This is a genomic window from Halobacillus litoralis (genome assembly GCF_009856415.1).
GTDB lineage: Bacteria > Bacillota > Bacilli > Bacillales > Halobacillaceae > Halobacillus > Halobacillus litoralis_C.
On sequence record NZ_WMEZ01000005.1, the window covers coordinates 105,839 to 117,941 of the forward strand.

The 12,103-nt window shown below is 46.9% G+C and carries 9 protein-coding genes; all 9 read left to right on the forward strand.

The genetic code is table 11. From position 1 onward, the window contains the following. The first annotated feature begins 6 nt into the window (after positions 1-6). The 9 genes from GLV98_RS13535 to gatC all read left to right on the forward strand — a co-directional run bounded on the left by GLV98_RS13535 (position 7) and on the right by gatC (position 12,100). Positions 7-309: a YerC/YecD family TrpR-related protein gene (locus tag GLV98_RS13535; protein ID WP_089651501.1), complete on the forward strand. Its 303-nt coding sequence runs from the start codon at positions 7-9 to the stop codon at positions 307-309. 129 nt (positions 310-438) lie between these two features. Beyond that, positions 439-1,026 (forward strand): YitT family protein, encoded by a 588-nt coding sequence (locus GLV98_RS13540; protein WP_160916341.1) that lies wholly within the window; start codon positions 439-441, stop codon positions 1,024-1,026. A 281-nt stretch (positions 1,027-1,307) separates the two neighbouring features. Next, positions 1,308-2,018 carry a heptaprenylglyceryl phosphate synthase gene (locus GLV98_RS13545; protein WP_160916088.1) on the forward strand — a complete coding sequence of 237 codons (711 nt, stop codon included), beginning with the start codon at positions 1,308-1,310 and terminating at the stop codon, positions 2,016-2,018. Beyond that, the gene (gene pcrA, locus GLV98_RS13550) at positions 2,015-4,249 is read left to right on the forward strand and encodes a DNA helicase PcrA (protein ID WP_160916090.1); all 2,235 of its coding nucleotides are present in this window, start codon (positions 2,015-2,017) and stop codon (positions 4,247-4,249) included. Before GLV98_RS13545 ends, pcrA begins: the two co-directional genes overlap by 4 nt. 14 nt (positions 4,250-4,263) lie before the next feature. After that, entirely contained in the window at positions 4,264-6,264 is a 2,001-nt protein-coding gene (gene ligA, locus GLV98_RS13555; RefSeq protein ID WP_160916092.1) for an NAD-dependent DNA ligase LigA, read from the forward strand. An 88-nt stretch (positions 6,265-6,352) separates the two neighbouring features. Next, positions 6,353-7,528 carry a CamS family sex pheromone protein gene (locus GLV98_RS13560; protein WP_160916095.1) on the forward strand — a complete coding sequence of 392 codons (1,176 nt, stop codon included), beginning with the start codon at positions 6,353-6,355 and terminating at the stop codon, positions 7,526-7,528. Positions 7,529-7,965: 437 nt separating this feature from the next. After that, the gene (gene pruA / locus GLV98_RS13565) at positions 7,966-9,516 is read left to right on the forward strand and encodes an L-glutamate gamma-semialdehyde dehydrogenase (protein WP_160916097.1); all 1,551 of its coding nucleotides are present in this window, start codon (positions 7,966-7,968) and stop codon (positions 9,514-9,516) included. Between the two features lie 495 nt (positions 9,517-10,011). Continuing rightward, a complete protein-coding gene (gene putP / locus GLV98_RS13570) occupies positions 10,012-11,523 on the forward strand; it encodes a sodium/proline symporter PutP (protein ID WP_160916099.1) in 1,512 nt (503 codons plus the stop codon). 286 nt (positions 11,524-11,809) lie between these two features. Continuing rightward, complete coding sequence (gatC, locus tag GLV98_RS13575; RefSeq protein WP_089651494.1) at positions 11,810-12,100, forward strand: Asp-tRNA(Asn)/Glu-tRNA(Gln) amidotransferase subunit GatC; 291 nt, start codon at positions 11,810-11,812, stop codon at positions 12,098-12,100. Positions 12,101-12,103: the final 3 nt, after the last annotated feature.

The following is a 12,103-nucleotide window of genomic DNA, read 5'->3' on the forward strand; positions in this document are numbered from 1 at the left end:
AAAGGCATGCAGATCGATAAATTGAGAGGAAAGACGCTCGATCAACTGTTCGAAGCGGTTTTATCTTTGCAAAGTGTAGAAGAGTGCTATGAATTCTTTGATGATCTCGCAACGATGAATGAAGTCCAGTCACTCGCTCAGCGATTGGAAGTCGCGCGTATGCTGCGTGAAGGCTTCACTTATCATAAAATTGAAACCGAAACAGGTGCATCCACGGCGACGATCTCCCGTGTGAAACGCTGCTTGAATTATGGCAATGACGCTTATACACAAGCGCTTGACCGTGTACAAGCGAAACAAACCGAATAGTTTATGAGGGGCTGCCACCGTTTGTGGGCAGTCTTTTTTGTTGGCGTTGGAGAAATATTTCCATGATTCTAAGGAAAAGCGGACAGGCATAGGCTAGTACTATGGAAGGGGACCTGTCCGATGAAAACGATGTTGAAAAAAGGCGCGATGATTATCCTCGGCAGTATGATACTTTCACTCGGCATCAACTTTTTCCTAATTCCGGATCATGTTTTAGATGGTGGCATCATTGGAATAGGAATGATCGCCAATTATATATGGGGGCTTGAAGTCGGACTGACGATCATCTGCTTCAGTATTCCGATCTTTACGCTCGCCTGGTTCTATTATCGTACGTATTTCTACAATAGTCTGCACGGGTTGTTGATTTCTTCTTTTTCCATTGACGTCCTCCAAGGGTTACGGGTCCATCACCTGTCGCTGGATCCAGCAATCAGCTCCATCATTGGAGGGGCGCTCGTGGGAGGAGGAATTGGATTGATGCTCCGGGTGCATACAAGTACGGGCGGTACCGACCTTCTCGCGCAAATGATCGCCGATTGGTTTAAAGTCAATGTCGGCTTCGTCATCCTCGCGATCGACGCTGTGGTCATCGGTGCCAGCGGCTACCTGTTCTCACTCGAGACGCTTATGCTCTCCGCCATCACCATCCTAAGTGTCGGACTCGTCACCATGACCTTCACATCCACCCGCCTTCTCCCCGAACAGCCTTCCTGATTTGAGGGGGGGTGATGGGAAAATTTGTATGACCCATTTGTATGACCTGGTCATCTATCATTTTATAGCAGTACAAAACCAAAGCCCAGCTCTCTTTAAGGTAGAGAGGATGGGTTTTTTGTGTTTACAATTTATGGTGTACCAGGTCATACATATATTTCCATGCCCATTCACATCCTCTTCTCATCATGGTCATAGAATTGTTTGGTTGTGCCCCTCAACCCGGGGATGAAAATTTGCTATAATGGGTAGATGGATAACTGTTGTTTTGGAGGACGGAAATGTACAATATAAGCGAGTGGGATCATGTGTTCAAGCTTGATCCGAATAAGACGATCACAGACGCAGACTTAGAGAAGATATGCACATCAGGGACGGATGCGATCATTGTCGGTGGCACAGACGGCGTCACGTTCGAAAACGTCACGGATTTGCAGGAACGCATCGAAGCGTATGATATCAGCTTCGTACTTGAAGTGTCGGATATTGAAGCGATCACGCTTGGATTTGACGCTTATTTCATTCCTTTGGTGCTGAATAGCGGAGATAAAAAGTGGATGATGGATGTGCAGCACCAGGCGATCAAAGAGTATGCAGATGTGATCGAATGGCAGGACATGCTGACCGAGGGGTACTGTGTACTTAATCCTGAAGCGAAGGTTTTCAAACGGACCGAATGCTCGCTCCCGGATCATGCAGATGTCCTCGCCTATGCCCGGATGGCGGAACACATCTTCCATCTGCCCGTTTTCTATATGGAATACAGTGGTACTTACGGGAACCCCGGCTTGGTCAGAGACGTGGCTTGTGAATTAAAAAACACATCCCTCGTCTACGGCGGAGGCATCACTTCGGAAAAACAGGCGTCAGAAATGGCCGCCTATGCAGATGTCATCGTTGTCGGCGATGTGATTTATGATAACCTAGAGATTGCTCTTAAAACGGTCGAAGCCGTTAAATCAATGAAGATGAAGGATGGTGGACCCTCATGACACAGGCTATGAACGCATTGATTCAAGGCTTGAATACAGAACAACGAGAAGCGGTGACCCACACAGAAGGCCCGCTGCTCATCATGGCAGGTGCCGGAAGTGGTAAAACACGTGTACTGACACACCGCATCGCCTATCTACTTAGTGAAAAAGATGTAGCACCACGGAATATATTAGCGATTACGTTTACCAATAAAGCGGCACGCGAAATGAAAGAGCGTGTCGAATCTCTTGTCGGCAAAGACGGGGAAAAGATTTGGATGTCTACGTTCCACTCGATGTGTGTGCGTATCCTGAGACGTGACATCGACCGGATCGGTTATGACCGTAACTTTTCCATTTTGGATTCGAGCGATCAGCTTTCTGTTATTAAACAAGTGCTGAAAGAAATCAACCTCGATCCGAAGAAATGGGACCCGCGTGCGATGCTCGGCGCGATCAGTAATTCGAAGAACGAATTGATGACCGCAGAGGACTATGAAAAACAGGCGAACAACATGCACGAAGAACAAATCGCCCAAATCTATAAAGGCTATCAAAAGAAACTCCGCAAAAATCAGTCGCTCGATTTCGACGACTTGATTATGCAGACGCTGAGACTTTTCGACGAAGTGCCGGAAGTGCTGGAATCCTACCAGCGCCGCTTCCAGTACATTCACGTCGATGAGTATCAGGATACGAACCATGCCCAGTATCAACTCGTCAAACATTTGGCGAGCCGTTACCAGAACCTATGCGTCGTCGGTGATTCCGATCAGTCGATTTATGCGTGGCGCGGAGCGGATATTCAAAACATCCTGAACTTTGAAAGTGACTACCCCAAAGCACGGACGATTCTTCTTGAGCAGAACTACCGCTCGACGGAATTAATCCTGGATGCTGCCAACAATGTTATTGATAAAAACAGTGGCCGTAAACCGAAGCGTCTTTGGACAGATAATAAAGGTGGAGAGAAAATCCATTACCATCAGGCAGGCACGGAGCGTGAGGAAGGTCTTTTTGTTACAGATAAAATTGAGGACCTCGTCCGCCAAGGAAAGTTCCGTTACCAGGACGTGGCGATTTTGTACCGCACGAACGCGCAGTCCCGTACGATTGAGGAAACGTTCGTCAAAGCAGGTGTCCCGTATCAGATGATCGGTGGGACGAAGTTCTATGATCGTAAGGAAATCAAGGACATGCTTGCCTATCTCCGTCTGATCGCCAACCCGAACGACGACCTAAGCTTCCAGCGTGTCGTCAATGAACCGAAGCGTGGTGTCGGGAAAACGAGTATGGACAAGATGCTTGCCTATGCAGCAGATCACGACATCTCCCTATATGAAGCCGCGGCCGAAGTCGACTTTGTCGGCGTCAGTGCCAAAGCAGCGAAAGCGATCATGGGCTTCCGTAAAATGATCCAGACATGGGCCGAGCAGCAGGAGTTCCTTTCTGCGACCGATATGGTCCAGGAAGTTATCGATAAGACCGGCTATGAAGAGATGCTGATGAACGAGAAAAGCATCGAAGCGCAAAGCCGTCTTGAGAACATCGAAGAATTCAAGTCTGTTACAAAGAACTTTGAAGAAAACGCGGAAGATAAGACGCTGGTCGCTTTCTTGACGGATCTCGCTTTGATTGCGGATATTGATTCTATGAATGAAGACCCTAGTAGTGACGATACGGTTACGTTGATGACGCTGCACTCAGCGAAGGGTCTCGAGTTTCCGGTTGTTTTCCTGATCGGAATGGAAGAGAACGTCTTTCCACACAGCCGTGCACTTATGGAGGAAGAGGAAATGGAGGAAGAGCGCCGTCTTGCTTATGTCGGGATCACTCGTGCAGAGAAAGAGTTGTTCATTTCTCACGCGAAAATGCGTACCCTTTATGGCCGTACGAACATGAACCCGATCAGTCGCTTTATCCATGAAATTCCGGAAGAGCTGGTTGAAGGAAAAGAACAGAAAGAAGAACTGCCATTTTTCAATAAAAAACGTGAAAGCACACCGTTCGGTACGAAGCCTCAAGCCGCTCCGAAAAAACGTGCCGCGAAGAAACCTGAGAAAAAATCTTCCGGCGGCGAGAAAATCGGTTGGCAACCAGGTGACAAAGCGCAGCACAAGAAGTGGGGCGAAGGCACGGTCGTTAAAGTGCAGGGCGAAGGAGATGCGATGGAACTCGATATCGCCTTCCCGGCACCGACAGGCATCAAGCGCCTGCTTGCCCGTTTTGCTCCGATTACGAAAGCGTAAGGAAGTGGATGGATATGAACGCAACGGAAGCTAAGCAAAAGATCGAAGCACTGAGACAGGACCTCGAGCAGTACAGCTATGAATACCATACGCTCGACGATCCGAGTGTTTCGGACTATGAATATGATAAAAAAATGCAGGAATTGATCAAGCTTGAAGAAGAGCATCCAGATTTACAGACACCCGATTCACCTTCTCAGCGGGTTGGAGGCAAGCCTCTTGATGCTTTTGTAAAAGTGCAGCACGATATCCCGATGCTGAGCCTGGGAAATGCCTTCAATGATGAAGAACTGCGCGACTTCGACCGTCGTGTCAAAAATGGCACCGATGCCGAGGTCAATTACGTATGTGAACTGAAAATCGACGGCCTTGCGGTTTCTTTGAAATATGAAGATGGCATTTTCGTTCGAGGAGCGACACGGGGAGATGGGACGACAGGGGAAGACATTACGAAAAACCTGCGTACCATCCGCAACATCCCTCTTCGCCTGAAAGAGCCGATGACCGTCGAAGTCCGCGGCGAAGCTTATATGCCGAAGAAGTCGTTCATGGCATTAAATGAAGCGAAAGAGTCCAATAGTGAAGAACCTTTTGCCAACCCGCGTAACGCAGCTGCGGGATCTTTAAGACAGTTGGATCCGAAAATCGCCGCCAAGCGTAATCTGGACATTTTCTTATACGGCATTGGCGTGTGGGAGAACGATCCGACCGAAGCTCACAGTGAGCGCCTGGAGAAAATGAAAGAGCTTGGACTGAAAACGAATCCAGAATGGAAAAAGTGTAACGATATCGAAGAGGTTATCGACTATGTAAATAGCTGGGTCGAACACCGTGCCGATCTTGATTACGAGATTGACGGCATCGTCATCAAAGTAGACAGTCTCGATCAACAGGAAGACCTCGGCTTTACAGCGAAGAGCCCGCGCTGGGCAACGGCTTACAAATTCCCAGCCGAAGAAGCGATTACGAAACTGAAGGACATTGAACTCAGTGTGGGGCGTACAGGAGCGGTGACTCCGACAGCGATTCTTGATCCCGTCAAGGTCGCGGGAACAACGGTCCAACGCGCATCTTTGCATAATGAAGACCTCATCATCGAAAAAGACATCCGCATCGGAGATACGGTCGTCATCAAAAAAGCCGGAGACATCATCCCTGAAGTCGTCCGTGTGGTTGAAGATCAGCGGACTGGTGAAGAAGAGCCGTACCGCATGCCGGAAGAATGTCCGGAATGTGGCAGCCAGCTCGTCCGTCTCGATGAAGAAGTCGCCTTACGCTGTGTGAACCCGAACTGCCCGGCTCAACTACGGGAAGGCTTGATTCACTTCGTATCAAGAAATGCGATGGATATCGAAGGTCTCGGAGAAAAAGTGATTGCTCAACTGTTCCAGGAAAACTTGATTCATACGATCGCAGACTTGTATAAGCTCGACCGCGAAGAGCTGCTACAGCTGGATCGGATGGGTGAAAAATCAGTGGAGAACCTTTTGAAAGCCATTGAAGCTTCAAAAGAAAACTCCCTCGAGCGCTTGCTGTTCGGTTTGGGCGTGCGTTACGTCGGTTCCAAAGCGGCAAGCACACTCGCCCAGCATTTTGAACATATGGACGCGCTTGTTGAAGCGGATGCCGCTGCGCTTGAAGCCATCCCTGAAATCGGCAGCAAAATGGCCGAATCGATCGCCAGCTATTTCGATGAAGACCAGGTCATACAGTTATTGGAAGAATTGAAGCAGCTCGGCCTTAACATGGAATACAAGGGTGCGAAGAAAAGCGATCAGCCGATCGATTCTCCTTTCAACGATAAGACTGTGGTCCTTACAGGGAAAATGGAAGAATACAGCCGTTCGGAAATGAAGAAATTGATCGAGGAACTGGGCGGGAAAGTGACAGGAAGTGTCAGTAAGAAAACCGATCTTCTCATCGCTGGCGAAGACGCCGGTTCCAAATACACGAAAGCATCAGACTTGGGGATTGAAATTTGGGATGAAGAGCAGTTCAAAAACGCTCTCTCCTGATTGACAAACGTTTTATGGTTATACAAGAGGAGCCGGAGCGTGAGAGGTCATACGCGCTCCGGCTGGTCTCATTAAGGGAGTGGAAAGCATGAGGAAGATGCACGCACTGTTGCTTAGTTCGTTGCTCGTCGTAAGCGCGTGTACGCCCGTTTTTGACAACAGAGAAGAAGTCATACAAGAAACGAAAGATGAAAAAAACAATCAATCCGCCATCATCCCGAACTACAACATGTCGGAACAAGATTACCGTATGATCCTGACAGAAAGCAGTCCGAAGGTTTCATCTGCCCGGGCCGTGACGACGAACCAGATGGGGAACCGGATGGACATCGATGAATTCGAAAGTGGTCTCCGTCGTCATTCTAAAGAATACTTCGATCCGGAAAATTACTTTTTCCAGCCAGGACAATACTTAGATGGAGATACGCTTCTTACATGGTTGGGGCGTGATGGGAACGTGCCAGTAGAAGAAGATCAGGATCCTGAAGAAGTAGAAGATGGATTGAATCCTGAATTGAATGAAGACGAAGCAACGGAGGAGGATTTTCGACAGAGTCCTCGGTATATCTCCAACATCATTGAACAGAATTATTTAGTTCGAAAAGCCGAAAATAAGGTCGAACTGAGTGGAATAACCATCGGAATTTCCTTGCGAACGGTATATAATTTCACTGTAGAGGGGCAGAGTCTATCTGAAGATCATTCAACGGAAGAGCTCCTCAAAAAAGGGAAAGAATATGCGGGGGAAATATTAGAAAGAATTCGTAAAAGAGAAGAGCTCAACGATGTTCCGGTCGTATTTGCCCTGTATGAAGAAGAAGAAGCGAGTTCGAAAGTTCCAGGTAAGTTTTTAAGTAAAACATACGTCAAGGGTTCCGATATGACCATCAATGGTTGGGATAATATCAAAGAAAAGCATGTTTTGTTTCCTTCAAACGAAGCAGAAGAGGATCACTTCGATGATTCGCAGATCTTTACGGACTTCAGAAAAGAGGTCTCCGACTATTTCCCGAACTTCGTAGGGATGATCGCCAATGGGTTTTACGTCAATAACGAATTGCGTGAAGTGTCGATTGAAATACCGATTCAATTCCAATCCGAATCGGAAGTTGTCGGTTTTACACAATATGTGTACAGTCTTGTAAACGAAATGTTTGCAGACCATTATCATGTTCAAGTGAATATCCACAGTATGGATGAACCGGAAAGCCTGATCGTCAAAAAAGCCGGCGAGCAGGAACCTTTCGTTCATGTGTACGAGTAACAATAAGACCGCGTGGGCCTGCCCCATGCGGTCTTTATTATTAAATAAACTGGAAGAATCAATTTCGAGACTATTGTTGAGCGGATTGAGGGCTGATGGAAATGAGTAGTTTCCCAGCCACCCCTAACGCTTAACAAAGGCAACGAACCCCGGGTATCTAGAAACTGAGTCTTCCACAATCGGGAGCTTTTTTTAAGAGATCTGGCTAATGGATTGGTGGAATTTCGACAAAAGTAGAAAAATATCGAGGAATTTTGATTATATAAGCAAATGTTTGGACTCAGTTCTACACAGTGTAATATTTGCGTTGAAATCAGCCTCAATCGTTTGAACTAGATGCGTAGTTACGATAGAATAGTTGTGGAAACGCTTAATGTGGTAATTTTCAAACTATTGCATAGCGTCACCCATTTTACTTTTCAAGGAGGCGGTTTTTTATGGTAGTCCCTTACAAACACGAACCATTTACTGATTTCACAGTGGAAGAAAATCGGAAAGCTCTGCAGGCGGCAATCAAGCAGGTAGAAGCGGACCTTGGAAAAGAGTATCCTCTGATCATTGGTGGGGAGCGGATCATGACGGATGACAAAATCGAAGTCGTCAATCCAGCCAACAAGAAAGAAGTCATCGGCTACGTGTCGAAGGCGAACCAGGATTTGGCTGAGAAAGCTCACCAGGTGGCAGACGAGACGTTTGACTGGTGGAGAAAGACGAAAGCGAAATTCCGTGCGGACATCCTTTTCCGCGCTGCTGCGATTGTTCGCCGTCGTAAGCATGAGTTCACGGCACATCTCGTGAAAGAAGGCGGGAAGCCATGGAAAGAAGCGGATGCGGATACAGCAGAAGCCATCGACTTCATGGAATATTATGGGCGACAAATGCTTGAAATTGATAAAGGCGTGGAAATCAATTCCCGTCCGATTGAAAATAACCGGTTCCATTACATCCCGCTCGGGGTAGGGGTGGTTATTTCTCCGTGGAATTTCCTTTTTGCCATTATGTGTGGAACGACTGTTGCTGCAATGGTGTCCGGGAATACGGTTCTTCTGAAGCCGGCGAGTGCAACTCCAATCATCGCTTATAAGATGATGGAAGTGTTGGAAGAAGCGGGTCTGCCGAAGGGGGTCATCAACTATATCCCGGGAAGCGGAAAAGAGGTCGGTGACTATCTTGTCGATCATCCTCGCACGCGTTTTATCAGCTTTACAGGATCACGTGAAGTCGGTACACGCTTGTTCGAACGTGCCGCAAAAGTTCATGAAGGTCAAAAGTGGTTGAAGCGTACCATCATTGAAATGGGTGGGAAAGACACGATCGTCGTTGACAGCGATTCTGACCTTGAGCTAGCGGCAGATGCGATTACGTACTCGGCTTTCGGTTTTTCTGGACAGAAATGTTCCGCATGTTCCCGTGTCATTGCACATGAAGCTGTATATGATGAGCTGCTCGATCGAGTGGTTCAGAAGACGAAGGAACAAGTGAATTATGGGGATCCAACCGATAACAGCAACTACATGGGGCCGGTCATTGATCAGGGCGCGTATGACAAGATTATGAGTTATATCGGAATCGGTAAGGAAGAAGGAAGGCTGATGACAGGCGGAAAAGGAGACGACAGCAAAGGCTGGTTCGTCGCGCCGACCGTTTTTGCTGACCTTGCGCCGGATGCACGTCTCATGCAGGAGGAGATCTTCGGTCCTGTGGTAGGCTTCACGAAGGCGAAATCTTTTGATGAAGCGATCGAGTTTGCGAACAATACCGAATACGGACTTACAGGTGCGGTCATTTCCAATAACCGCGAACATATTGAAAAAGCACGTGAAGATTTCCACGTGGGGAACCTTTACTTCAACCGTGGATGTACGGCAGCGATTGTTGGCTATCATCCGTTCGGGGGCTTCAATATGTCCGGAACCGACTCGAAAGCCGGAGGACCTGATTATCTTATTCATCATATGCAAGGAAAAACAACGTCTGAAATGCTGTAATAGAACGACCAAAAAATCCCTCATCCACATGTATGTGGAAAGGGATTTTTTTATGGGAAAAGGAACATACTAACGATGACGGGAAAAGGGGCGATTTCCCCATTTTTTTGTGAGCTCTAAAATTTTTTAAAATAAATTTTGTGAATGATTATCATAAAAATGACACATATATGTATTTTTATACTATATTAACGAATAATTATTCAAATATGACTTATTCACACAATTTTTGCAATGTTCTTACAAAAGTTATATGATATAGTTGTACCTGTGTTTGGTTTTTTTAAGTCTTTATGACTTAAGGACCATGCGTCGGTACGATTTGCATAGGATTGTATAAACCAACATTTGGGAGGTGGAAATGTGTTTGAACTCGCTACTGCAACATCAGCATCCATCGCTGGAGCAACATGGTTCTGGTTATTTGTACCAATGCCAATTTTAATCATTCTATCTATCATTACACTATTCACTGAGAGGAGCGAATAACAAAACATGAGTACTGCTACGTTAATAACGTTTATTGTCTATTTAATCGGTATGCTGGGAATCGGTTTTGCTGCATATCGTCTTACAAGTGATTTATCTGACTATGTCTTAGGTGGTCGTCGTTTAGGTCCAGGAGTTGCCGCACTATCTGCCGGTGCATCCGACATGAGTGGTTGGTTGCTGCTAGGTTTACCTGGTGCGATTTACGCTGGAGGCTTGTCCGCAGCTTGGATCGGTGTCGGTCTAGCTATTGGTGCATACTTAAACTGGCAGTTCGTTGCACGCCGACTTCGTGTATTTACGGAGATTGCAAATGACTCGATTACTGTTCCAGACTATCTTGAGAACCGCTTCCGTGACCACTCCCACGTGTTACGTGTCATTTCTGCAGCTGTCATTCTTTTATTCTTCACCTTCTATACATCTTCCGGTATGGTTGCCGGTGCGAAGCTGTTTGAAGCTTCCTTTGCTTTGAGCTATACACAGGCTCTATGGTTAGGCGCAATTGTTACTATTTCTTACACTTTCTTAGGTGGATTCCTAGCCGTAAGTTGGACAGACTTTGTTCAAGGTATCCTGATGTTCTTTGCCTTAATCGCTGTGCCGATTGTTGCGATTACTGAACTAGGTGGTTGGAATGCTGCGACAGACGCAGTAGCCCAAATCGATCCATCTCACTTGAACATGGTTCAAGGTGTCGGTGCCCTTGCGATCCTATCTTCTCTTGCATGGGGACTTGGTTACTTCGGTCAGCCGCACATCCTTGTACGTTTCATGGCTCTACGTTCTCCTAAGGACGTTCCAAAAGCACGTTTGATCGGTATCGGCTGGATGGTTCTAGGTCTTTACGGTGCCATCTTCACAGGTCTATTCGGACTTGCTTACATCAACACAGCAGATGTAGCTGATCTTTCTACATTCAATGCAGAAGTGATGACAGAAGGCGGCATCCAGATGCTTGTCGACTCTGAGAAAATCTTCATCACGTTCTCTCAAATCCTGTTCCACCCTGTCATTGCCGGTATCCTACTAGCAGCGATCCTTTCTGCTATCATGAGTACCATTGACTCTCAGTTGCTTGTATCTTCTTCTGCACTGGCAGAGGACTTCTATAAAGCACTGTTCCGTCAGAACGCTACGGAAAAAGAATTGGTATGGGTTGGTCGTGCTGCCGTAGCCGGTATCGCCTTGATCGCCGTGCTTCTTGCAGGTAACCCGGACAGTACCGTTCTTGGTCTTGTATCCTACGCATGGGCAGGTTTCGGTGCCGCATTCGGTCCCGTGATCATCTTGTCCCTATTCTGGAAAGGCATCACACGTAATGGTGCGCTTGCCGGAATCATCGTCGGTGCCGTTACCGTTGTCATTTGGGGAGACTTCCTGAGTGGCGGATTCTTCGACCTTTATGAAATCGTACCTGGTTTCATCCTAGGTGGACTTGTCGCTATTCTTGTCAGTCTTTCTGGTACACCACCGAAAGATATTGCTGAAGAATTTGATAAAGTTACGAAAATGTAAGAAGTTCTTCACTACAAAGAATTCCCGGTCTTTTGGCCGGGGATTTTTTTGTTTCAGGGCCTTTAGCCCGAGGAAGCTCACTGTACGCCCATGGAAAGCGAGTGATTCCCCGGACCTTCAAGCACGATTGAAATTAACGGAAACACTCTCAGCAAGAGGGAGCTTTCACGATAAGACAGCGCCCTTCTGATGTGTTAAACTAAGAAAGGTGTATCCGTACGTTGAAAATGGATTCTGATATTTGGTATGATCATATATTATGTGAGATCGAAATGGAGGTCGCATTATGTCCAGAATTAGCAAAGAGGAAGTGAAGCACGTCGCGAATCTCGCGCGCCTTGCGATCACGGAAGAAGAAGCAACGACATTCACGAAGCAGCTTGATGACATCATCACGTATGCCGAACAGTTGAATGAATTAGATACAACAGGCGTCGAGCCTACGACCCACGTTCTTGATTTGAAGAACGTCATGCGTAAGGACGAGCCGAAGAAATGGATTTCTCAGGATGATGCACTGAAAAATGCACCAGACAAGCAGGATGGACAGTTCAAAGTGCCATCCGTATTGGAATAAGGA